This window comes from Halopseudomonas sp. (genome assembly GCF_047631575.1).
Classification (GTDB): Bacteria; Pseudomonadota; Gammaproteobacteria; order Pseudomonadales; family Pseudomonadaceae; genus Halopseudomonas.
This window is the reverse complement of the sequence record NZ_JBLIAB010000004.1, coordinates 81,985-104,507: the sequence shown is the minus strand read 5'-3', so window position 1 is coordinate 104,507 and position 22,523 is coordinate 81,985. Positions and strand designations below refer to the sequence as shown.

General features: G+C 54.8%; 21 protein-coding genes. 12 read left to right on the top strand and 9 right to left on the bottom strand.

The annotated features are described in order from the left end of the window. Positions 1-38 precede the first annotated feature (38 nt). The 5 genes from aroE to ACJAXR_RS09245 all read right to left on the bottom strand — a co-directional run bounded on the left by aroE (position 39) and on the right by ACJAXR_RS09245 (position 4,671). Positions 39-845: a shikimate dehydrogenase gene (gene aroE / locus ACJAXR_RS09265; protein WP_415057976.1), complete on the bottom strand. Its 807-nt coding sequence runs from the start codon at positions 843-845 to the stop codon at positions 39-41. Next, on the bottom strand, positions 845-1,768 hold the full coding sequence (gene hemF / locus ACJAXR_RS09260; protein WP_415058211.1) for an oxygen-dependent coproporphyrinogen oxidase: 924 nt from the start codon (positions 1,766-1,768) through the stop codon (positions 845-847). The genes aroE and hemF overlap by 1 nt, the downstream gene beginning before the upstream one ends. Positions 1,769-1,786: 18 nt before the next feature. Further along, positions 1,787-2,344 (bottom strand): L-threonylcarbamoyladenylate synthase, encoded by a 558-nt coding sequence (locus ACJAXR_RS09255; RefSeq protein WP_415057975.1) that lies wholly within the window; start codon positions 2,342-2,344, stop codon positions 1,787-1,789. Between the two features lie 118 nt (positions 2,345-2,462). Next, positions 2,463-3,584, bottom strand: a complete 1,122-nt coding sequence (gene dprA / locus ACJAXR_RS09250; protein ID WP_415057974.1) for a DNA-processing protein DprA — start codon at positions 3,582-3,584, stop codon at positions 2,463-2,465. Between the two features lie 61 nt (positions 3,585-3,645). Beyond that, a complete protein-coding gene (locus ACJAXR_RS09245; RefSeq protein ID WP_415057973.1) occupies positions 3,646-4,671 on the bottom strand; it encodes a LysM peptidoglycan-binding domain-containing protein in 1,026 nt (341 codons plus the stop codon). 139 nt (positions 4,672-4,810) lie between these two features. Here ACJAXR_RS09245 and def point away from each other — a divergent pair, with 139 nt between their 5' ends. The 5 genes from def to ACJAXR_RS09220 all read left to right on the top strand — a co-directional run bounded on the left by def (position 4,811) and on the right by ACJAXR_RS09220 (position 10,549). After that, positions 4,811-5,323 (top strand): peptide deformylase, encoded by a 513-nt coding sequence (gene def / locus ACJAXR_RS09240; RefSeq protein WP_415057972.1) that lies wholly within the window; start codon positions 4,811-4,813, stop codon positions 5,321-5,323. A gap of 66 nt (positions 5,324-5,389) precedes the next feature. Continuing rightward, positions 5,390-6,343: a methionyl-tRNA formyltransferase gene (gene fmt, locus ACJAXR_RS09235; RefSeq protein ID WP_415057971.1), complete on the top strand. Its 954-nt coding sequence runs from the start codon at positions 5,390-5,392 to the stop codon at positions 6,341-6,343. Further along, entirely contained in the window at positions 6,340-7,692 is a 1,353-nt protein-coding gene (gene rsmB, locus ACJAXR_RS09230) for a 16S rRNA (cytosine(967)-C(5))-methyltransferase RsmB (protein WP_415057970.1), read from the top strand. Before fmt ends, rsmB begins: the two co-directional genes overlap by 4 nt. Continuing rightward, positions 7,689-9,062, top strand: coding sequence for a Trk system potassium transporter TrkA (gene trkA, locus ACJAXR_RS09225; RefSeq protein ID WP_415057969.1), 1,374 nt, complete (start codon positions 7,689-7,691; stop codon positions 9,060-9,062). The genes rsmB and trkA overlap by 4 nt, the downstream gene beginning before the upstream one ends. A gap of 38 nt (positions 9,063-9,100) precedes the next feature. Next, positions 9,101-10,549 carry a TrkH family potassium uptake protein gene (locus tag ACJAXR_RS09220; protein WP_415057968.1) on the top strand — a complete coding sequence of 483 codons (1,449 nt, stop codon included), beginning with the start codon at positions 9,101-9,103 and terminating at the stop codon, positions 10,547-10,549. Between the two features lie 19 nt (positions 10,550-10,568). Here ACJAXR_RS09220 and ACJAXR_RS09215 read toward each other — a convergent pair whose 3' ends face one another. The 3 genes from ACJAXR_RS09215 to ACJAXR_RS09205 all read right to left on the bottom strand — a co-directional run bounded on the left by ACJAXR_RS09215 (position 10,569) and on the right by ACJAXR_RS09205 (position 12,453). Then, a complete protein-coding gene (locus ACJAXR_RS09215) occupies positions 10,569-10,847 on the bottom strand; it encodes a PilZ domain-containing protein (RefSeq protein WP_415057967.1) in 279 nt (92 codons plus the stop codon). Positions 10,848-10,879: 32 nt separating this feature from the next. Further along, positions 10,880-11,767 carry a lysophospholipid acyltransferase gene (locus tag ACJAXR_RS09210; protein WP_415057966.1) on the bottom strand — a complete coding sequence of 296 codons (888 nt, stop codon included), beginning with the start codon at positions 11,765-11,767 and terminating at the stop codon, positions 10,880-10,882. 89 nt (positions 11,768-11,856) lie between these two features. Further along, positions 11,857-12,453 (bottom strand): DNA-3-methyladenine glycosylase I, encoded by a 597-nt coding sequence (locus ACJAXR_RS09205; protein WP_415057965.1) that lies wholly within the window; start codon positions 12,451-12,453, stop codon positions 11,857-11,859. Positions 12,454-12,560: 107 nt separating this feature from the next. On the opposite strand from ACJAXR_RS09205, the gene glyQ reads away from it, so the two are divergent. From glyQ to ACJAXR_RS09170, 7 genes are all read left to right on the top strand, one after another. Beyond that, positions 12,561-13,508, top strand: a complete 948-nt coding sequence (gene glyQ / locus ACJAXR_RS09200; RefSeq protein WP_415057964.1) for a glycine--tRNA ligase subunit alpha — start codon at positions 12,561-12,563, stop codon at positions 13,506-13,508. Continuing rightward, positions 13,505-15,562 (top strand): glycine--tRNA ligase subunit beta, encoded by a 2,058-nt coding sequence (gene glyS / locus ACJAXR_RS09195; RefSeq protein ID WP_415058210.1) that lies wholly within the window; start codon positions 13,505-13,507, stop codon positions 15,560-15,562. Before glyQ ends, glyS begins: the two co-directional genes overlap by 4 nt. A gap of 19 nt (positions 15,563-15,581) precedes the next feature. After that, a complete protein-coding gene (gene gmhB, locus ACJAXR_RS09190) occupies positions 15,582-16,118 on the top strand; it encodes a D-glycero-beta-D-manno-heptose 1,7-bisphosphate 7-phosphatase (RefSeq protein WP_415057963.1) in 537 nt (178 codons plus the stop codon). Next, complete coding sequence (locus ACJAXR_RS09185) at positions 16,119-16,853, top strand: lysophospholipid acyltransferase family protein (RefSeq protein WP_415058209.1); 735 nt, start codon at positions 16,119-16,121, stop codon at positions 16,851-16,853. Positions 16,854-16,892: 39 nt separating this feature from the next. Next, complete coding sequence (locus ACJAXR_RS09180) at positions 16,893-18,068, top strand: PilT/PilU family type 4a pilus ATPase (protein ID WP_415057962.1); 1,176 nt, start codon at positions 16,893-16,895, stop codon at positions 18,066-18,068. A gap of 716 nt (positions 18,069-18,784) precedes the next feature. Beyond that, the gene (locus ACJAXR_RS09175; protein ID WP_415057961.1) at positions 18,785-19,372 is read left to right on the top strand and encodes a hypothetical protein; all 588 of its coding nucleotides are present in this window, start codon (positions 18,785-18,787) and stop codon (positions 19,370-19,372) included. 224 nt (positions 19,373-19,596) lie between these two features. Further along, entirely contained in the window at positions 19,597-19,824 is a 228-nt protein-coding gene (locus ACJAXR_RS09170) for a helix-turn-helix domain-containing protein (protein ID WP_415058208.1), read from the top strand. Positions 19,825-20,101: 277 nt separating this feature from the next. On the opposite strand, the gene gyrB is transcribed toward ACJAXR_RS09170, so the two are convergent. Then, a complete protein-coding gene (gene gyrB, locus ACJAXR_RS09165; protein WP_415057960.1) occupies positions 20,102-22,516 on the bottom strand; it encodes a DNA topoisomerase (ATP-hydrolyzing) subunit B in 2,415 nt (804 codons plus the stop codon). Positions 22,517-22,523 lie beyond the last annotated feature (7 nt).

Below are 22,523 nucleotides of genomic sequence, written 5' to 3'. Positions count from 1 at the left end.
TGAGACTGACGTTCCCAGAGCAGTCTCCTCGCCAAATCCTACCTCAGCGCTGCCAGTACGGGTGCTGTCTCAGGTCTAACTCCGCGCCATAACAGAAATGCTTCTGCAGCCTGTTCTACCAACATCCCCAATCCATCCAGACAGCGTTCCGCACCCTGTTCGGCTGCCCAGCGATTGAAAGGGGTAGGTTCGTTGGCGTACATCATGTCGTAACACCAGGTATGACCAGGGCGAATCAGTTTGGGCGAGATCTCAGGCAGATTACCGGCGAGACTGGCTGAGGTAGCATTGATGATCAGATCAACAGGCTCTTCGATCCACTGGAAGCCCGCTGCGCTGACCGGGCCTAAGTCAATAAATAACGCTCCCAGCGCCTCAGCCTTGCTCACCGTGCGATTAACGATGCATAGCTGCGCTGGTCCCGCGGCCAATATAGGTTGAATCACTCCCCGTGCGGCGCCGCCAGCGCCAACGAGTAATATCTTGAGTCCTGCCAGGGACAGCCCGGCATTATGCTGAATATCACGTACCAGACCTTTGCCGTCGGTATTATCACCCAGCAGGCTGCCATCGGCCTGACGCTGTATGGTATTAACCGCACCGGCGCGCTGAGCGGCCGACGTATGCTGATCAACCAGCGCCCAGGCCTGCTCCTTGAAAGGCACGGTAACGTTGATACCAAGCCCATCTGACAAAAAAGAGCGCAATGTCCCGGCAAAGTCATCGATCGGGGCCAACAGCGCTTCGTAAGACATCTGTTCGCCCGTCTGCTCGGCAAACAGCCGATGAATCTGCGGCGATTTGCTGTGTCCTATCGGATTACCGATCACTGCATAGCGATCCATCAGTTAACACCCTTGAGCCAGTCGCGGGGCACAAGAAACTCATCGGTCAAGCGCGCCTCCGGCGTCCCTGGCTCGGCTTGCCAGTTGTAATCCCAGCGCACCACCGGCGGCAACGACATCAGAATCGACTCCGTGCGCCCGCCCGTCTGCAATCCAAAGAGCGTGCCGCGATCGTAGACCAGATTGAATTCGACGTAGCGGCCACGCCGATACTCCTGAAACGCTTTCTGCTCGGCAGTGAAATGCGCATCCCGCCGACGCTCGATGATCGGCAAATAAGCTTCCAGGTAAGCATCACCAATCGCTCGAATGAACTCAAAACTGCGTTCAAAGCCCCACACGTTCAGATCATCGAAAAACAGACCACCTATACCCCGTTGCTCCTGCCGGTGCTTGAGATGGAAATACTCATCACACCAGGCCTTGTAGCGCGGATAAACCTCAGCACCAAAAGGCTCACAGGCTTCACGTGCAACCCGATGCCAATGAACACAATCCTCCTCGACAGCATAATACGGCGTCAGATCGAAGCCACCACCAAACCACCAGACCGGGTCCGCATCCGCCTTTTCAGCGATGAAAAAGCGCACGTTGGCGTGAGAGGTGGGCACATGGGGGTTCTCCGGGTGCATTACCAGCGATACCCCCATGGCCTGAAAATGTCGACCCGCGAGTTCAGGGCGATGGGCGGTGGCGGAAGGCGGCATGCCATCACCAAATACATGGGAGAAACCTACACCGCCTTTTTCTAGCAGGCCGCCCTTTTCCAGTATGCGCGAGCGGCCCCCACCACCAGCAGGGCGATCCCACAGCTCCTCAGCAAAGCGGCCGGAACCATCGGCGACCTCAAGGGCAGTGCAGATGCGATCCTGCAGACCCATGAGATAGTCTTGGACGGCGGCCACAGCATTGGCATCGGGCATATCTTTCACAGGCTTACCTCAGGCTAGGCGGATGATCTGATCTGTCTGCAAGTCACGGATGATACTGGGATTACGCTTATCACCCAAGGCGCCGGGTACTAGCGCATCCAGCGACTGATGAAAATATTGTTCGATGCGCAGCCGCGAGCGAGCCGGGGGGCGTCCGCTCGGGTTGGCTGAGGTGGACACCAGTGGCCCGGTAATAGCGCACATCTGGCGGATCAAGGGATGGTCGCTGACGCGCAGTGCGACTGTCTGGTGCACCCCGGTAATCCAGGGTGGCAAACGGTCGCGGTGAGGTACCAACCAGGTATTGGGGCCCGGCCAAGACAGCTGCAGCTTGGCGAGCAGACCGTCGGGGAGATCCCACAACAGGAAATCGAACTGCTCGATATCACCCGCCACCAGAATCAAGCCTTTTTTGACGGGTCGGTCTTTCAGCTCAAGTAGACGCTCAACCGCGTCTGCCTTCCAGGGGTTACAGCCAAGTCCCCAAACCGCTTCGGTCGGGTAGGCAATGACGCCTCCGGCGTGCAGTATCCGGTTAAGTTGCACCAATCGCCAACGCGCTAACATGTCGCCTCCTGCAATGCCCATGGCAACCCCGCGGGCATTGCCGGCTTAGGAGGTGCTCTGAATAAGTTCGCGAGGTGAGACAGTAGCCGAGCGGCGCCTACGGCTCAAGGGTGACTGTTCAGATCAGCCGAGAATATCCGTGCGATGTGTGTTGGACCAAGCCCTCAAGTTCCAAATCCATCAACTCCTGCATAACACGCTCTACTGGCATTTCGCTCCGCTGCCCCAGCCAGTCAACACTGACGGGGACATGACCCAGATGGGGCCAAAGCGGACTCCGCGGTGCAGCCGGAGCTGTTTCTGGACGGTTAGCCGACGCAGAATCAATCGCTGCAAGTAAGGGTAAACGCAATACTTCGAGCACATCGCTGATCGTTTCGACCAGATGCGCACCTTCTCGCAGCAACTGATGACTGCCACGGGCATGCACACTGTGGATAGAGCCGGGCATGGCAAAGACCTCACGGTTCTGCTCCAGAGCCAAGCGTGCGGTGATGAGTGAGCCACTGTTCATTGCTGCCTCGACCACCAGCGTTCCCAGACTCAGACCGCTGATAATACGGTTACGCCGCGGAAACTGCCCCGGCTGAGCAAAAGCGTCAGGTGGTTGCTCTGACACCAGCAGTCCGCCCTGTTCGACAATGGCGCTGGCCAGCGCTCGATGTCGCTTCGGATAGCAATTGTCCAGCCCCGTGCCCCATACCGCTATCGTTTGCCCGCCGGCATCCAGCGCACCCTGGTGACAGGCCCCATCAATGCCCAGGGCCATGCCACTAGTAATCAGAAGACCGTTTTCGGTAAAGCTGCGGGCAAACTGGCGAGCCGTCGCTGCACCGTGTGGGCCCGGATGACGGGAGCCGACCATGGCCAGTTGCGGATCATGCAGCAGACGTGCATCGCCCTGCAGATACAAGATCGGCGGAGGGTCAGGAATGCGTCGCAGTAACGCGGGATAATCCGCCGAGTCCAGACAAAGGACTTGGCAACCGGGGCGTTCCAGCCATTGGTGGACAGCGTCCAGCCGGCGGGAGAGCACAACATCGCCCTGCTGATAACGCTGAATAACATTCAACGTTGCCGGACGCAGACCCAGTGATTGCAAGGCTAACAAATCGGCAGCCAGAACATCGGCAGGAGAGGGGTAATTTTGCAACAATCGAGCCATTGTGCGCGGTCCAACCCCGTCCAAAAATGACAGGGTCAGCCACGCCTGCAGGCTGGAAGACGAAGACAATGACATTGATCATCCTTGATCAGATGCGGACACTACCGGGGGGGCAATGCCAGCAAGACTCGGTTACTCAGGGATTGCGGACCCTGTCCATAATAGACATCTGCCGGCTCGCATCCAGGACAATGCCATAGCTCATCTTGTCGTAGGCGCGGAAGACCATAACCATACCAGCATGCTCGTCAGGCAACTGCACACGTTCGTTCTGAATGCGGTCACGAACGACCTCGCCAGCCTTGAAGATGGACAGTACGCTGCCCTGCTCCAGGCCTTCGCGGGCACCCTTGTTGAGAATCACCACATCGTACAAACCAATCTGGGTAACGCCGTTGGGCACGCCAACAATCAAACCATCGATCTTGCTGGCTGGCTCCGAGGGAAAGAACGTCGAAGTGATTGGACGCTCTTCAGTTTGCAACAAACGATCGTTGACGCGCACTTCCTGATTACTGCGCGTCACATCCAGGCTGATTATGTCCTTCTGAATGTCGACCACATCGCCGTTACCGATTTCCTGAGCATGAATACCCAGAAACTCGCCCGTGACCGGATCAACATAAGCTTGGCCTCGACGAAAGATACCCATTGCCCGAATAGCGGGGTCTATCTGGCCGCGGGCGTAAACCCGGCTACCGGCGCCAACAACGACGCTTCCTGCTTCGCCACCAAGAATATAGGGAGCACCTTCCAACACGCTTGCGTCATCAATAATGCGCCCGGCGTTCAGGAATGCATCAATTGCTTCCAGGGGAATAGTCGGAATAGCTTCAGCAATAGGCGTGTAGCGAACCGCTGGCGACAACTTGATAGTACCGCCCTGACCGCGCCCTACAGTAAGCCGGGGTTGACCGTCGATGTAGACCAGCGAGATCATGTCACCTGGGTAAATCAAATGTGGGTTGCTGATTTGCGGATTGGCGTGCCAGACTTCAGGCCACTTCCAAGGCTGACTTAGGAAGCGTCCGGAGATGTCCCACAGGGTATCTCCCTTGACCACTTGGTACGTTTGCGGGTGACCATCCTTGAATACCGGCTCTTGTGCCTGCACCCAAAAGCTCAATGAGAGCAAGAGAAGGCCGACTAATGTTTTCCTCATGACATGAATCCCTTTATTATAGAGGCCAGCATCCGGTCTGAAGGCATTCTCGAATATGCCAGACCTGTGTTAATTCCAAGCTGCTCATCATCTTAGCAGCACAAATTAGATATATTCCACAACTGCATCACAAACTGACATGACCATATTAAATATCCTAGAATTTCCCGACCCCCGCTTGCGCACTATTGCCAAGCCAGTCGATCTGGTTGATGACCGAATCCGCCAACTGGTGGATGACATGTTTGAAACCATGTATGAAGCACCTGGCATCGGACTTGCGGCCAGTCAGGTCAATGTTCACGAGCGCGTTGTGGTCATTGATTTATCCGAAGACAATAGTGAACCGAGGGTATTTATCAACCCAGAACTGGAGCCACTGACCGACGATCTCGAAGAGATGCAGGAAGGTTGTTTGTCGGTTCCAGGTTTCTATGAAACGGTTACGCGGCCAGAACGTGTTCGCGTGCGCGCTGTAGGCCGCGATGGCGAGCCGTTTGAAGAAATTTGCGAAGGTCTACTCGCCGTGTGTATTCAGCATGAATGCGATCACCTGAACGGCAAGCTGTTCGTCGATTATCTGTCCAACCTCAAGCGCGACCGGATTCGCAAGAAACTGGAAAAGCTACACAAGCAGCAGGCTAATGCCTGAGGCATCGGTTGGGAACGCAAGGGCTTGCTTCGGCAAGCCTTTTTGTTTAGCCGCACCAGGAGCAGAATGAACTCTTCCACCCTTCGCATTGTTTTCGCTGGCACGCCCGAATTTGCCGCGGCTCACCTGCAGGCCATGCTGAATGCCGACCTTAATATCGTCGCCGTCTACAGCCAACCAGATCGGCCCGCAGGACGGGGGCAAAAGCTGCATGCCAGCGCCGTCAAGGAACTGGCCCTGCAACACGGGTTACCTGTGCACCAGCCTGCCAGCCTGCGCGACAGCAAGGCACAACAAGAACTGGCGGCGCTCAACGCGGATCTGCTGGTGGTCGTCGCCTATGGCCTGATTCTGCCTCAGGCAGTACTGGATATGCCCAGGCTGGGTTGCATCAACAGTCACGCGTCGCTGTTGCCACGCTGGCGCGGTGCCGCACCGATCCAGCGTGCGATCGAGGCGGGTGACAGTGAAACAGGCGTGACCGTCATGCAGATGGAAGCAGGACTGGATACCGGCCCCATGGTGCTAAAAGTGACCACGCCAATCTCGACTGGTGACACTGCAGGAAACCTGCATGACAGATTGGCAGCGCTAGGACCGCAAGCGGTACTTCAAGCAATAGCACTACTGGACCAAGGCAGTGCTCGTCCCGAACGGCAGAACGACGCACTTGCCACCTATGCCCACAAGCTGACCAAGGCCGATGCGCAGATTGACTGGCAGCGGCCAGCAATCGAACTGGACCGGCTGATCAGAGCGTTTAACCCCTGGCCTCAGGCCCATACAATCTGGCAAGAAAAAACACTGAAGATTCTGGCAGCCACAGTAACCGAGGACCACGGCGCTCCAGGGCGCATTCTGGAGTGCAGCAAGGCCGGACTGCTGGTCGGCTGCGGAACCGGCGCGCTGCGTCTGACCCGCTTGCAACTACCCGGGGGCAAGCCACTGTCCTTCGCTGACCTGTACAACGCACGACGGGATCAGTTTGCGCCCGGCAGCCAGCTAGGCAGCAGCCTGTGAGCCCACGACTGGCTGCCGCACATGCGCTGGCTACAGTAATGGCCGGCAAAGCATCTCTGGGCACCAGCCTGCCGGCTCAGCTAGCGCACGTAGAGGAACGCGACCAGGGTCTGGCTCAGGAGCTGGCATTTGGCACTGCACGCTGGTTTCAGCGCCTTGATGGTCTGGCCAACGCCCTGTTGGAAAAGCCGCTCAAAACAGCTGATCGCGACCTGCATGCTCTTCTTCTCGTGGGTCTCTACCAATTATTATTCACGCGCATCCCGGCTCACGCTGCGATCGACGAGACAGTCAATGCCGCCAAAGCGCTGAAAAAGCCCTGGGCCAAAGGCATGCTCAATGCTGTACTGCGTAGGGCCCAGCGCGAGCATGCCGAGCTGCTCCCCGCGCTTGAGCGCGACCCGACCATTCGCCTGTCCCACCCACGCTGGCTACAAAAGCGATTGAAACAGGCATGGCCGGAGCACTGGGAGGCCATTTGCGCTGCGAATAACGCGCATCCACCCATGACCCTGCGGGTTAACCAGCGGCGCATCACGCGTCAGTCGTACCTTATGAAACTCATGGATGCCGGCTTCATCGCCCACGCCACTCCGTTCAGCGCACAGGGGATCACACTCGAACACTCCTGCGACGTTCAACGCTTACCCGGCTTTGCCGCTGGGGAAGTCAGTGTGCAGGACGAAGCCGCCCAGCTTGCTGCGCCACTGTTAGACGCTGCCGCCGGTCAGCGGGTGCTGGATGCCTGTTGCGCACCCGGAGGCAAGACCTGTCAGGTCCTGGAGCAGGTGCCCTCTCTACAAGAGCTGGTCGCACTGGATCTGGAGCCCAGAAGACTGCAACGCGTGCGTGAAAACCTTCAGCGCCTCGGACTTACCGCGGTACTCAAGGCGGCAGACGCGCGCGACCTGGCAGCCTGGTGGGACGGCCAACCCTTTCAGCGAATTTTGCTGGACGCCCCCTGTTCCGCCACCGGTGTTATTCGTCGCCACCCCGATATCAAACTGACGCGCCAAGCCGAAGACATACCCCCGCTGGCCCTATTGCAGGGCGAGTTGCTGGATGCGCTCTGGCAAACGCTCGATGTTGACGGCATTCTGGTGTATGCCACCTGTTCGGTACTACCCGAGGAGAACAGTGAGGTTATCGCTGCGTTTCTGCAGCGTCAGCCACAGGCCCAAGAGTTAACGCTGGAAGGTCCGTACGGTCTGCAGCAGCCGCACGGCAGACAGCTGCTACCGGACCAAGCTGGTCATGACGGCTTCTATCTGGCCAAACTGCTTAAAGTTGGCGCCAGCCCCGGTGCCAACAGCTACACTGCGCAAGACAAGGGGACGTCCGCACTATGAAGATCATCATTCTCGGCGCGGGTCAGGTGGGTGGCAGCCTGGCCGCCGAGCTGGCAAGTGAAGCCAACGACATTACCGTTATCGATACCGACAACACGCGCCTGCGTGAGCTGAGTGATCGGCTGGATATTCGCACTGTAGTGGGGCGGGGTTCATTTCCAACGGTTTTGCGCCAGGCTGGGGCTGACGACGCCGACATGTTAATTGCCGTGACCAGTAGCGATGAAACCAACATGATCGCCTGTCAGGTCGCCTACACGCTCTTTCGTACGCCCACCAAGATTGCCCGCATCCGTGAATCGGCCTATCTGACACGGGGCGGCCTGTTCCATAACGAAGCAATACCAATCGACGTATTGATTAGCCCCGAGCAGGCAGTCACCACCTATGTGAAACGGCTTATCGAACATCCGGGCGCTTTGCAGGTACTGGACTTCGCCGACGGCAAAGTTCAGCTGGTCGCGGTGCGAGCCTATTACGGCGGGCCTTTGGTCGGCCAGGAACTACGTTTTTTGCGCCAACACATGCCTGGGGTGGATACACGGGTCGCGGCAATCTACCGCAAGGACCGCTCGATCATCCCCAAGGGCGACACCATCATCGAAGCCGATGACGAGGTGTTTTTCCTGGCGGCTACCCACGACATTCGTGCGGTCATGAGTGAGCTGCGCCGACTGGAAAAGAACTACAAACGGGTATTGATCGCTGGCGGCGGCAACATCGGCGAGCGCCTAGCCGAAGCGATCGAAAACCGCTACCAGGTCCGTATCATTGAGAAGAACAAGGCGCGGGCTGATTATCTGTCGCAGAACCTGGACAAAACCATCGTTCTGCACGGCAGTGCCTCGGACCGAGAGCTACTGCTGGAAGAAAACATCAAGGATGTGGATATTTTTTGCGCGCTGACCAACGATGATGAAGCCAACATCATGTCTTCGATGCTCGCCAAACGACTGGGCGCGCGCAAGGTGATGGCGCTGATCAACAATCCGGCCTACGTGGATCTGGTGCAGGGAGGCGAGATCGATATTGCCATATCGCCCTCACAGGCGACAATCGGCACCCTGCTGACTCACGTAAGACGCGGCGACATCGTCAACGTGTATTCCCTGCGCCGCGGAGCCGCCGAGGCAATCGAAGTTGTCGCCCATGGTGAGGCACGCTCTTCCAAGGTCGTCGGTAGAACTATCGGCGAGATCGACTTGCCACCGGGCACCACCATCGGCGCCATCGTGCGCAACGAGGAGGTGCTGATTGCCCATGACAACACTCTTATAGAATCCGAGGACCATGTGATTCTGTTCGTGATCGACAAGAAGCACATCCGCGACGTCGAGCGCCTGTTTCAGGTCGGCCTGACGTTTTTCTGATGATGACTCCCTTGACCCTGGCTTGCAGGTAACCGCGCATGCAGTACACCCAGATCCAGCGCATTATCGGCATTCTGTTAATGCTGTTTTCCACCAGCATGCTACCGGCCGCCCTGGTCGGTCTATTTTATGGCGAGCAAGCGCTGGAAGCCTTTCTGGTAGCCTTTGCCATCACCGCTGTATCGGGCCTGCTGATCTGGCTACCTGCACGCCACCAGCGAAACGAACTGCGCATTCGTGACGGCTATCTGATCGTAGTGATGTTCTGGCTGGTTCTAGGGTTGTTCGGTGCTGTGCCGCTGTACCTGATCGACATGCCGGATCTGAGTGTTGCCGACTCGGTATTCGAGTCTTTCTCCGGTCTGACTACCACCGGAGCCACCGTGATAACCGGACTGGATACCTTGCCGCGCTCGTTGCTGTTTTATCGGCAGCAACTCCAGTGGTTTGGCGGTATGGGGATTATCGTGCTGGCAGTTGCCATTCTGCCGATGCTTGGCGTCGGTGGTATGCAGTTGTACCGCGCAGAGATGCCGGGGCCTCTGAAGGAAAACAAGCTGACCCCGCGGATCGCCGAAACCGCCAAGGTACTCTGGTACATCTATGCAGGTCTCACACTGGCCTGCGCGCTGGCTTACTGGGCTGCTGGCATGAGTCTATTCGACGCCGTGAGCCACGCGTTCTCGACGGTCGCCATCGGTGGCTTCTCAACCCACGATGCGAGCATTGGTTATTTTGACAGCCCGCTAATCGAATTCATCTGCATCGTGTTCATGATCATTTCAGGGATCAACTTTGGCCTGCATTTTCTTGCCTGGCGGTTCCGTTCAATAGCCAACTACTGGCTTGACCCCGAGTGCCGTGCCTACGTCCTGATTCTGGCTACGTTGTTCATTGTTTGCTGTGCGGTGCTGATCAATTTTCAGCATTACGATGTCTGGACCTCCATCCGTTTCGCTGCGTTCCAAAGCGTTTCAATAGCCACTACCACAGGGTTTGGTGTAACGGACTTTTCAGCCTGGCCGACTGTGCTGCCATTCCTGTTGCTGTATGCCAGCTTTATTGGTGCCTGTGCCGGCTCTACCGGCGGAGGAATGAAGGTGATTCGCGTATTACTGCTATACAAGCAGGGTACACGTGAGACCAAAAAGCTGATTCACCCTAATGGTGTGTTCCCGGTAAAGCTGGGCAACAAGCCGGTACCGGACCGGGTGATAGAGGCAGTATGGGGGTTTTGTGCGGTCTACGTGTTCGCCTTTGCGATCATGTTCTTGATCCTGTTAAGCACCGGTCTGGATTTCGTCACTGCTTTCTCGGCACTGGCCGCCTGCATGAACAATCTGGGCCCGGGGCTGGGCGAAGTTTCTACGCATTACGGCGAACTCAGCTCGACCGTAAAATGGATACTCAGCTTTGCAATGCTACTGGGTCGCCTTGAGGTGTTTACCCTGTTGGTGCTGTTTACCCCTATGTTCTGGGCGCGATAAAAAGCCAGCATAACCTAGGCTACTGGGGCTCTTCCTCGTCGACAAACGCAAGCCCGGCGCCTTCGCCGCTAATACAGCGCTGCACGATCATCTTCAGGATTGGAGCTTCAAAGGGCATGTCCTGAACCTGCCCTTCGACGATTGTTCCCGCAGGAAGCCCAGCGAGGTGCGGATTCTCGACGAATACACCACCGTCAGACAGGTCGCGCGTCTGACCGTAAACATCGCCTAAATCCGGATGACTGATTCGGATCCTACATTTCATCGGGGTGCGAGGGTATTGCCTCTGGTTTGCCATGCTCTAGTTCCTGTCAGATAGTCGCAATTAGCTCAGTACCATTTCTGCTCGCCCGGCGGGCGTTTCTTGAAGCGCTTCATGCTCCACATATACTGGCTAGGCCAGCGTCGCACATAACGCTCGATAACCGCACTCATACTTGCCGTTGCCTGCGCTACATCGCTACTGTAAAGGGCTTCGGGGGCCTCTTCCACAATCACTTTGAAGCCCTGCCCATGGGGCAGCCGTAGACAATGCAGAAATAATGCCTTGGCCTCGCTACCGCGCAGTAGATTCGGGACGAACTTGCTGGTCAATGCCGCGACCGCGAAAAAGGGGACAAAGACGCCACTTTTCAAAGCAGGCTCTGGATCGGCGGGGATGCCTACCGCGCCGCCACGGCGTACTTCACGCATGACCATGGCAATACCTTCTCGGGTAGATGGCGCGACCTTGTTGCCCAACTGCGCTCTTTGGCGCCGTAACAGCGCATCAACAGCAGCCTGCTTCGGCGGTCGATAGAAAATCACCGGTGAGCATTGCGAACAATACCAGTGATTTAGTACCTCCCAATTACCCAGATGACTGGTGATACAGACCACTCCTTTGCCGCGCTCAAGCGCAGCATGCAAAAGGTCAGCACCCTCAACTTCCCGCACCAACGATAAACTGCTCTCGGGCTTCCACATCCAGGCGCAGGCGCTTTCGGCGAAGCTGCGGCCGCTGTCCAGCAATGTCTGATACACCAGTTGCTCGCGTTCATCCTCGGGCATCTCCGGCATGCAGTGACGCAAGTTGATACGCACGACTTCGCGGGAGCGATTTGGTGTAATCCACAACAGCCAACCGGCAACGGCTCCCAATTGCTGGGCCAACTTGAACGGCAGCAGCGAAAACACCTTGAGAAAACCAATGATGATTGCGCCCTTGAGCCGCTCCACAGATACCCCCAACTGTCCGAAAAATCTATTGTAGCCGTATAAGAACGGCTCAGAAACATAACATCAGGTACGCCAGAAAAGCCTGGAGCTCAGAGCCCAGCCAGATCGGCATAACGAAAACAATCCCGCGTGTGGTCCATCACCATACCGGTTGCCTGCATGAAAGCGTAACAGATGGTTGGCCCAACGAAAGTGAAGCCCGCTTTCTTCAAGGCCTTGCTCATCGCCAATGCCTGGTCTGTGGTGACCGGTACCTGGCTCATGTCGGCAAACCTATTAATCCGCGGAACGCCCCCGACAAACTGCCAGAGCCACCTGCCTGGATCACCCTGCTCAGACAGACGCAACCAGGCTTGTGCGTTCTGCCGAGCGGCCTTGACCTTAAGCCGGTTGCGAATGATGCCGGAGTCTTCAAGCAGGTCGAGCAGATCATCATCGCTTTGCTGTGCCATGAAATGCGGGTCAAAACCCCGATACACCTGGCGGTAGCGGTCGCGCTTTTTCAGAACTGTAATCCAGGATAAGCCCGCCTGAAATCCATCCAGCAACAGCTTTTCAAAAAGCCGTTGAGCGCTGTACTCCCCAACGCCCCATTCGGTGTCGTGGTAGCGTTGGTAGACCGGGTCCTGGGAACACCAAGCACATCTTGCACAGGCCCGCACCGTCGATTCTGCCACCGAATTCATCCTCTCTCCTTGTTTGTGATGCGTTGCCAAGGCTCCACTCCTGTATGTCCAGGCCTGTCTGATTGTATACTGCGCCCTTTCTTAAAATGCCAATTCGGACAGATAACGTGACTCAGACCAACCCAGCCACCCAAAGCTTCCAAGGATTGATCCTTGCCCTGCAAAGTTACTGGGCAGAAAAAGGCTGTGTACTGCTCCAGCCCTACGATATGGAAATGGGTGCCGGCACCTTTCATACCGCCACTTTCCTGCGCGCCGTTGGCCCTGAGGCGTGGCACGCCGCCTATGTGCAGCCCAGCCGACGCCCGGGCGACGGTCGTTATGGCGAGAATCCGAACCGGTTGCAGCATTACTACCAGTTTCAGGTTGTACTCAAGCCCAATCCGGCCGACATGCAGGAGCTGTACCTGGATTCGTTGAATCATATCGGTATCGATACCAGCGTACACGACGTACGATTTGTCGAAGACAACTGGGAGTCGCCGACTCTGGGCGCCTGGGGTCTGGGCTGGGAGGTCTGGCTAAACGGCATGGAAGTGACGCAGTTCACCTATTTCCAGCAAGTTGGCGGCATTGAATGCTATCCGGTCACGGGCGAGATCACCTACGGATTGGAGCGCCTGGCAATGTATCTGCAGGGTGTGGACTCGGTATACGACCTGGTGTACTCCGACGGTCCGTTCGGCAAGGTGACCTACGGCGACGTGTTCCACCAGAATGAAGTGGAGCAATCGACCTACAACTTTGAACACGCCAACGTGGAAAAACTGCTGGAGCTATTCGACTTCTACGAGTGCGAGGCCAATCGTTTAATGGTCACCGAGCTGCCCTTGCCCGCGTATGAGATGGTCATCAAGGCGTCCCACACCTTCAATCTCCTGGATGCTCGCAGAGCCATTTCGGTGACCGAACGGCAGCGCTATATTCTGCGCGTACGTGCCTTGTCACGGGCTATTGCCCAGAGCTATCTGCTTGCGCGTGCGCGCCTCGGTTTTCCGATGGCGACGGCAGAACTGCGCGATGAAGTTCTCGCCAAACTCAAGGAGGCCGAATAATGCAGCAGGACTTTCTGGTAGAACTGGGCACCGAAGAGCTGCCCCCGAAATCACTCAAACGTCTAGCCGAAGCCTTTTTGAGCGGCGTTGAAAAAGGCCTGCAAGAGGCTGGCCTAAACTATACTGCAGCGCGCTTTTACGCGGCCCCCAGAAGACTCGCGGTACTGGTCGATCAACTCGATACCCAGCAACCCGATCGCAGCAATCAAATGGACGGCCCCCCTGTTCAGGCCGCATTCGATGCTGATGGCAATCCCACCAAAGCGGCCGAAGGCTTCGCGCGCAAGTGTGGCGTGGACGTATCCGAACTGGATAGCAGTGGTCCAAAACTGCGCTATGTGCAGACCATTCCTGGTCAGGCTTGCGCTCAACTGCTCCCTGAGATAATCGACAACGCTCTGGCCGCTTTGCCTATTCCCAAACGAATGCGCTGGGGCGCCGGCAAGACCGAGTTCGTGCGTCCCACCCAATGGCTAGTCATGCTTCTGGGCGACTCTATCGTACCTGCCGAGATTCTCTGCCAAAGGGCTGACCGCAGTTCACGCGGCCACCGCTTTCACCATCCCGACCCGGTGCTCATTACCACGCCAGCCCGTTATGCCGAACAGTTGCGCGATGCTTATGTAATTGCCGATTTTGCCGAACGCCGCGAGATCATACGCCAGCGAGTCGAAGAACTCGCAGCGGCGGAGCAGGGGACCGCGATCATGCCTGACAGTCTGCTCGACGAAGTCACCGCGCTAGTTGAATGGCCGGTTTCACTGGTCTGCAGTTTTGAAGAGCGTTTCCTCGAGGTGCCGCAGGAAGCACTGATCTCGACCATGCAGGACAACCAAAAGTACTTCTGCCTGCTCGATGCCAATGGCAAGCTGTTGCCGCGCTTTATCACCGTCGCCAACATTGTTAGCAGCGATCCAGCACAGATTATTTCAGGCAATGAAAAGGTCGTGCGTCCGCGCCTGACCGACGCCGAGTTCTTTTTCCGTCAGGACAAGAAAAACTCGCTGCAAGAACGCAATATTCAACTGGCCAACGTGGTATTTCAGGCCCAGCTCGGTAGCGTGTACGACAAGGCGCTGAGAGTCGCTGGACTGGCCCGCTTCATTGCCGCTCGAATCAGTGGGGACCCTGATCGCGCAGCGCGTGCAGGCCTGCTGAGCAAATGCGATCTGGCAACTGAAATGGTGGGCGAGTTTCCCGAGCTGCAGGGCATTGCCGGGTATTATTACGCCCTGCATGACGGCGAACCGGAAGACGTCGCCCTGGCTCTGAACGAGCAATACATGCCCCGCAGTGCCGGCGCAGAGTTACCTACAACACTCACCGGCTCCGCAGTGGCCCTGGCAGACAAGCTCGACACCCTCGTGGGTATCTTCGCCATCGGCATGCTACCCACTGGCAGCAAGGACCCCTATGCCCTGCGACGTGCGGCTCTCGGTGTGGTGCGTATCCTTATCGAGAAACGCTTGGAACTGGATCTGACTACCGCCCTTGTCTTCGCCGTTGAGCAATATGCAAAAAAGATCACGGTCACACCGGACCTCGCATCTCAAGTGCAAGAGTTTGTGTTTGATCGCCTGCGTGCCCGATACGAGGACGAAGGCATTGATGTTGCCGTGTATCAGTCAGTGCGGACTGTCGCCCCTGCGTCACCGTTGGATTTCGACCAGCGAGTGCAGGCAGTGCAGCATTTCCGGCGTCTCCCCGAAGCCCAGGCTTTGGCTGCTGCCAACAAGCGCGTGTCCAATTTGCTGGCGAAGGCAGAGATGGAGGTCAGCCCACAGATCGACCAGCCGCTTCTGGTCGAGCCTGCCGAACGGTCCCTTGCCAACGCCATTGCCGCCGCCGAGCAAACAGTTGCGCCATTGGCTTCCAGCCGCGATTACAGCTCCACATTAGAGCACCTGGCCACATTGCGTGAACCTGTTGACGCCTTCTTTGATCAGGTACTGGTCAACGCCGAGGATGCACAAGTGAGAGCAAACCGCTATGCCCTACTGGCTCGCCTTCGCGGCTTGTTTCTGGGCGTAGCCGACATCTCCTTGCTGGGTTGATCCCAGAACAGGTGAGAGTATGCGCAAACTGATTGTTTTGGACCGCGATGGCGTCATCAACGAGGACTCCGACACCTACGTCAAGAGTCTGGCTGAGTGGATCCCGATACCGGGCTCCATCGAGGCCATCGGCCGGCTAAGTAGACACGGCTGGATTGTTACCGTGGCAACCAATCAATCGGGATTGGCCCGCGGTTATTTCGACCAATCTGCGTTGCAGCAGATGCATGACGCACTCCAGGCACAGGTAGCAGAGCAGGGGGGCAAAGTCGACTTAATCCGCTTCTGTTCCCATGGTCCTGACGACCGCTGTAATTGTCGTAAACCGCGCAGCGGTCTGTTTGTGCAGATTGCCGAACATTTCAATATCGAGCTCGCTGGCGTGCCCGTTGTGGGTGACAGCTTGCGTGACCTGGAAGCCGGCATTGCCGTCGGTTGCAAGCCCTACCTGGTCAGAACCGGCAAGGGGCAAAAAACGGCACTCCAACCCCTGCCTGCCGGCACGCAGGTGTTTGATAACCTGGCCGCCGTGGCCGATTACCTTCTGGATAACTGAATCATGTCACTGATGCCCTTACGCGTCGTCCTGTTCTACTTTCTGTTGGCAACCAGCGCTGGAATCTGGGGTCTGTTGATGTTGATCATCGCGCCCTTTTTACCGTATCGCTGGCGATATACGCTGATCGTCGGCTGGTGGAGCCGACTGGCGATCTGGCTGACCGTCCATCTGGTCGGTATTCGCTACGAAGTGAGCGGCTTGGATAATATTCCCGATCAGCCCGGAGTGGTGCTGGCCAATCATCAGAGCACCTGGGAAACCTTCTTTCTACAGCAGATTTTTCGTCCCCAGACCCAAGTGATCAAGAAAGAACTGCTCTATGTGCCTTTCTTCGGATGGGCATTTGCGCTGGCCAAACCTATTGCGATTGATCGTACAAAGGGCCTCGACTCATTGAAACAACTCAGCCAGATCGGTGGTCAACGTCTGGCAGATGGTATCTGGATTCTGGTATTTCCAGAGGGCACTCGCAGATTGCCCGGTGAGACTGTCAAGTTTTCCCGGGGTGGCGCAGCGCTTGCCTGTGCCAACGATGCGCCTGTCATACCTGTGGCGCACAATGCTGGCGAATTCTGGCCAAAGGTCGGCTGGGGCAAGAAGCCCGGTACCATAAAGGTCATGATCGGTCCTGCTTTGTATCCCAAGGGCAAGGATCCGCGTGCTATCGTAGAGCTCAACAAACGAAGCGAAGCGTGGATAAACCATGCCCTAGCGCCGACTGTCCAAGCCTGAAGATATAACTGCGCAGCGTTACCGTTACCAGGAGGCTTTATGACCATGGATATCGACGATTATCTGCGCCGCCTGGCAGAACTCAAGGGTTCTGACCTGTTCCTCAGCGTTGGCGCACCGCCCACTGCCAAGTGTGACGGTAGCTATGTGCGCCTAAGTTCCGAGCCTCTAGCCAAGGGTGCTGTTAAGCTGATGGCGCACAAGCTCATGAGCGAACGCCAAACGGCTGAATTCGAACGTGATCTGGAAATGAACCTGGCAGTCGGCATAGCCGACGTTGGCCGCTTTCGCGCAAATGTATACTTTCAGCGCGGTGAAGTGGCGATGGTTGTGCGCTATATAAACGATCAAATCCCCAGCTTCAGCGAATTGGGCTTGCCACCGGTTTTGGAAAAGCTGGTCATGCTCGATCGAGGGCTTATCCTGATTACCGGATCGACCGGCTCAGGCAAGTCCACTACCCTGGCTGCCATGCTGGACTACCGTAATACCAACCGCGCCGGGCATATCGTCTGCATAGAGGATCCAATTGAATTCCTGCATCATCACAAGGAATCGATCATTGACCAGCGCGAAGTGGGCTTGGATACCCATAGCTTCACTGACGCGCTGCATAATGTGCTCCGCGAAGCGCCAAACGTCATCATGATCGGTGAAATCCGTGATCGCGAAACCATGCAGCATGCCCTGCATTACAGCGAGACAGGGCATCTGGTGCTAGCCACCATGCATGCAACCAACACCGTTCAGGCAGTGGACCGCATGGCAAACATGTTTCCGGAAGATGCCCGCCAGCAGATTCTAGGTGATATATCGTTGAATCTTGCAGCCATCATCGGTCAACGCTTGGCACAAGGTATACACAAAAAGCGTATACCCGTTGTTGAAGTCCTTGTGCGCACCCCCTATATCATCAACCTTATTGCCCGTGGAGAAACCCAGGACATTCGCGCGGCCATGGCGCGGGCGACCGACGACAAGGCTCTACAAACTTACGACCAGCATCTATTTCAGCTGGTTACGCAGAAAGCAATAACGCTTGCGGAAGCGGTTCGCCTGGCGGACTCGCGCAATGACTTGGTTCTACGGGTGAAAATGGAAGCATCAAATGCCCATGCAGCCAAGTCAGTTGAAGCCGAGAAGCTAAAAGTACAACCGTCAGAGCTGGCTCTTTCCCCCACCTTCGACTCGGATCTGACAGACGACTTCCTCTAAACTTCGAACGTTGTGAATCAGCCGGAGCTTAGTGTAGATTTAGCGGCGGATTTCAGACGTCATGACTCATAAAAAAACCAGCCCCTGGAATATAATGGCTGGGTAAATGTCGACAGGCTATAAAGATGTCGTTTTACAGACTTTTAAAATCAATGGGTTACGAAGTAAATGGGCAGAGTAAATGTCATAGTTGAGTTATATCAATTGGCATTTCTCGACAAAATGACCGCCATTAGTAATATTCCTTGAGAAACACAAGATCCTTAGTAAATCGGCCATTTTTGCTGCAAGAACCATTCGCTAGCGTGCCACCGTTGCCAAGTCACCTTGAAGCCGTCACCTTAACGGTGTTTACGAATGTCAAACAGCTGAGACGCATTCGAAACATGGGGTAAAATTCTACAGCCGTAGCGCTTTGGCCGTATCGGGTTAGAAGGTGTTAGGCTTTAAGGATAGAGCTACAAGCAATCAGCCAGAATGTTAACAGCGTTGTATTGAACAGAAATTCAAAAACCAACGTAGCAATCGTCAGCGTTCAACTAATCTTGTTTACGTCGACCGATTCTTGAGTAGGCAGCTGAAGGCTGTCCGCAACCACACTGATACGGTAGAGCATTAAAAACGAGAATTAATGATAACGTTCGGCGAAGTGAAACGGAATAATAATAGCCTACGTTTTGTAAAACTCATGCAACAAACATACGAAGGTTTTATATATGACAAATAACACAATTATAAAAAAGACTTGGACGCTTATAGCCATTATTGGAGTATTCGTCGCTGTCTGCGTCTATATCTTTACTAGTACTAACAACAAACCTAGACCAAGTCCCACAGCCTTTTATGATGACGCATCAATTGACGTGAGCCCTCCTGCATCACGGTTAGAGATATCAGTACAACCGCCTACAGCTCAAGTACCTATGCAAGCCACCGGTGAGGTAGATGATTATCAAGTGCCAGGACGAGCTGCTATAGGCTTAAATCCATCATGCGATTCACCTACTAAATGGTCTTTGGCTAAAGATTACGAAGATCAACGTATTGCCGTGATCGGGAATGTTGCAGAATATGCGTATCTACCAGACATCAAGGGCGGCCCTACTTGGATCAATATTGGTGCGAAATATCCTGTCAGAGATCGCCTATCCATTGTGATCTGGGCTGACGACCGAGATAAATTTGGGCGCGCGCTTTCCAGCAATTTAGTTGATAGCCAGATCTGCGCCATCGGCACCGTTAAGTTGCAAGACGGCACCCCTGAAATTACCTTGGAATCGCCCCGTGAACTAGTGCTTATGTAGTAACGTCTATTTTGAACCATATGTAGTAAAACATATGATATTCATTTCTAAAAAAAGAGTTAATGTAAAGTGATTTTTTATCAACCCCTGAATTCATAGAATAAGTGCAACACTTGAAACCGTAGGCAGAGAGCCAACTACCGGTACAATCCAGGTTCCCACACCAAAGGATTCAAACGCAAATGACTGTACTTTACCGGCAACTGACTTAGAGTCAACGTTACCTGATTGAAGCAGGATGGGCTTCTGGAATGCCTCAGTCAGGCATAGCCAAACGAACAGACGCACATCCATCGACCGTCAGCCGAGAAGTTAGACGCAAGAGCTATGCTGGCCGTTACAAGGCAGAGCAGGCAGGTAACCAGTGCGATGACCGACGTGCCAATGCACGCAAGTACTGCAAGACCAGAGCATGGCTTACCCAGCGTTGCTCACCAAGCGGAAATGTTTAACCAATTCTAAAAAGTACCTCTGACTCTACGCTGGATGACGCACACAATGAGGCCTCATTTGGCGAATAGCTAGAATCTAGAAGTGCCTACTATGTGCGCGCCATCGATCTAGGTGAGTACGTAGCTTTATTCACAGCCAATGCATCCGCTAGAAAAAAAACCCCCGGCAGATGTAAATCTACTTAGGGTTTTCTAGTCCGTACTGCGGACATTAACTTTGGCCGACCCACATAACTCTCGCCGAATGGGCAAATAACTTTGCCCACCTACAAAAAAATTACACGTCTAGGTTTGATACCGCCAGCGCATTGGTTTCAATAAACTCACGACGTGGCTCTACGTGATCGCCCATCAAAGTATTGAAGATCTGGTCTGCAGCAATAGCGTCTTCAATATTAACGCGCAGCATACGACGGCTATCCGGGTCCATTGTAGTTTCCCACAACTGGTCGGGGTTCATTTCGCCAAGCCCTTTATATCGCTGAATAGTGTGCCGGCGAGCGGTCTCACTCATCATCCATTCCAAACCTTCCTTGAAATGAGTAATAGGCTTTTTCTTTTCTCCGCGTTGCATATAAGCCCCTTCTTCAAGCAGGCTCTGCAGTTTCTCGCCCAATACGGCCATCGATCGATAATCGTTGCTGGCGAAAAGGTCACGGTTAAAAGTGACGTAGCTGGATAAACCATGGGAAATGGTCTCGACTTCCGGCAACCACAAACGCCGCTCGCGATCCTCGTGCAAGCTGACCTGGTATTGCTGACCGGACTTTTCACCCGTCTTAACCATGGTTTCAAACTGGGTAACCCAGTTGTCCATAAACACTTTGTCTGCCAGATTCTCCTGGCTTAACCGGGGCAGATATATAAAGTGCTCCATCAGCTCCAGCGGGTACAAGCGTGCCAGGCGCTTGAGGGTTTTCATCACCGCTCTGAATTCCTGAACTATACGTTCGAGCCCTTCGCCAGTAATACCTGGAGCATCTTCGTTGACAAACAGATAAGAATCTTCCAGTGCGGACTGGGTCAGATATTCTTCTAAGGCGTCATTGTCTTTCAGATATTGCTCTTGTTTGCCTTTCTTGATTTTGTAGAGCGGCGGTTGGGCAATGTAAATATAACCGCGCTCAATAAGCAATGGCATCTGCCGGAAGAAAAACGTAAGCAACAAAGTACGGATGTGTGAACCGTCTACGTCAGCGTCAGTCATAATAATGATGTTGTGATAACGCAGTTTGTCGATATTGAACTCATCACGGCCAATACCACAACCCAAAGCAGTGATTAGCGTGCCTACTTCAGCGGAGGAGATCATCTTGTCGAAACGGGCTTTCTCTACGTTGAGGATTTTGCCTTTGAGCGGCAATATAGCTTGGGTTTTGCGATTACGTCCCTGCTTCGCTGAACCACCTGCGGAGTCACCCTCCACTATGTAAAGTTCAGACAGTGCAGGGTCTTTCTCCTGACAATCTGCCAACTTACCGGGTAGCCCTGCAATATCCAGAGCACCTTTGCGGCGCGTCATTTCGCGCGCTTTGCGCGCAGCTTCACGGGCCCGCGCCGCGTCAATCATCTTGCCAACTACTGCCTTAGCTTCGTTCGGCCGCTCAAGCAAGTAGTCAGAAAACGCCTTGTTCATTTCCTGCTCAACAGCGGTTTTCACCTCGGAAGAGACCAGCTTGTCCTTGGTCTGCGAGGAGAATTTGGGATCTGGCACCTTAACCGAAATGATCGCGGTTAAACCTTCCCGTGCATCATCACCGGATGTGCTGACCTTGAGCTTCTTGAGCAAGCCTTCCTGTTCGATGTAGCTATTTAGGGTGCGAGTCAGGGCGCTACGAAATCCGGCCAAGTGAGCACCACCATCCCGCTGGGGAATATTATTGGTGAAACACAGGATACTTTCGTTAAAGCTGTCATTCCACTGCATTGCCACTTCGACAGCAATGCCATCTTCTCGTTGGAAATCAAAGTGAAACACCGAATTAATTGTAGATTTATTGACGTTGAGATAATCAACGAATGCGCGCAGTCCACCTTCGTATTTAAATAGCTCTTTTTTGCCAGAGCGCTCATCGGATAGATTTATACCCACGCCCGAGTTAAGGAATGAGAGCTCGCGTAGCCGTTTGGCTAGAATATCCCAGCTAAACCCAATACTCGTAAAGGTTTCAGCTGAGGGTTTAAAGTGAATCTGGGTGCCTGTATTTTCCGTATCGCCGACGGCCTTCAGTGGCTCCTGAGGCACCCCGTGAACATACAATTGCTCCCATACCTTACCTGAACGACGGACTGTCAGAATCAACTCTTCAGAGAGCGCATTCACAACTGATACGCCAACGCCGTGCAAACCACCAGAAACCTTGTAACTGTTGTCGTCGAACTTACCGCCAGCGTGAAGAACGGTCATGATGACCTCGGCCGCAGATACGCCTTCTTCGTGCATATCTACCGGAATACCACGGCCATTATCGCGCACGGTAATGGATTCATCCGTATGGATCACGATCGTTATGTCGGTGCAATGTCCGGCAAGCGCTTCGTCGATCGAGTTATCAACGACCTCAAATACCATGTGGTGCAGACCTGTTCCGTCATCTGTATCACCGATGTACATGCCGGGGCGTTTTCGCACCGCATCAAGGCCCTTAAGGACCTTGATGCTTGATGAATCGTAGGCTCTATTTTCGGTCATTTTCTCG

What these genes read in the sequence shown, in the direction of transcription:
- aroE (WP_415057976.1), bottom strand. Translation starts at nt 845, where the DNA reads ATGGATCGCTATGCAGTGATCGGTAATCCGATAGGACACAGCAAATCG.
- hemF (WP_415058211.1), bottom strand. Translation starts at nt 1,768, where the DNA reads ATGCCCGATGCCAATGCTGTGGCCGCCGTCCAAGACTATCTCATGGGT.
- ACJAXR_RS09255 (WP_415057975.1), bottom strand. Translation starts at nt 2,344, where the DNA reads ATGTTAGCGCGTTGGCGATTGGTGCAACTTAACCGGATACTGCACGCC.
- dprA (WP_415057974.1), bottom strand. Translation starts at nt 3,584, where the DNA reads ATGTCATTGTCTTCGTCTTCCAGCCTGCAGGCGTGGCTGACCCTGTCA.
- ACJAXR_RS09245 (WP_415057973.1), bottom strand. Translation starts at nt 4,671, where the DNA reads ATGAGGAAAACATTAGTCGGCCTTCTCTTGCTCTCATTGAGCTTTTGG.
- def (WP_415057972.1), top strand. Translation starts at nt 4,811, where the DNA reads ATGACCATATTAAATATCCTAGAATTTCCCGACCCCCGCTTGCGCACT.
- fmt (WP_415057971.1), top strand. Translation starts at nt 5,390, where the DNA reads ATGAACTCTTCCACCCTTCGCATTGTTTTCGCTGGCACGCCCGAATTT.
- trkA (WP_415057969.1), top strand. Translation starts at nt 7,689, where the DNA reads ATGAAGATCATCATTCTCGGCGCGGGTCAGGTGGGTGGCAGCCTGGCC.
- ACJAXR_RS09220 (WP_415057968.1), top strand. Translation starts at nt 9,101, where the DNA reads ATGCAGTACACCCAGATCCAGCGCATTATCGGCATTCTGTTAATGCTG.
- ACJAXR_RS09215 (WP_415057967.1), bottom strand. Translation starts at nt 10,847, where the DNA reads ATGGCAAACCAGAGGCAATACCCTCGCACCCCGATGAAATGTAGGATC.
- ACJAXR_RS09205 (WP_415057965.1), bottom strand. Translation starts at nt 12,453, where the DNA reads ATGAATTCGGTGGCAGAATCGACGGTGCGGGCCTGTGCAAGATGTGCT.
- gmhB (WP_415057963.1), top strand. Translation starts at nt 15,582, where the DNA reads ATGCGCAAACTGATTGTTTTGGACCGCGATGGCGTCATCAACGAGGAC.
- ACJAXR_RS09180 (WP_415057962.1), top strand. Translation starts at nt 16,893, where the DNA reads ATGACCATGGATATCGACGATTATCTGCGCCGCCTGGCAGAACTCAAG.
- ACJAXR_RS09175 (WP_415057961.1), top strand. Translation starts at nt 18,785, where the DNA reads ATGACAAATAACACAATTATAAAAAAGACTTGGACGCTTATAGCCATT.
- gyrB (WP_415057960.1), bottom strand. Translation starts at nt 22,516, where the DNA reads ATGACCGAAAATAGAGCCTACGATTCATCAAGCATCAAGGTCCTTAAG.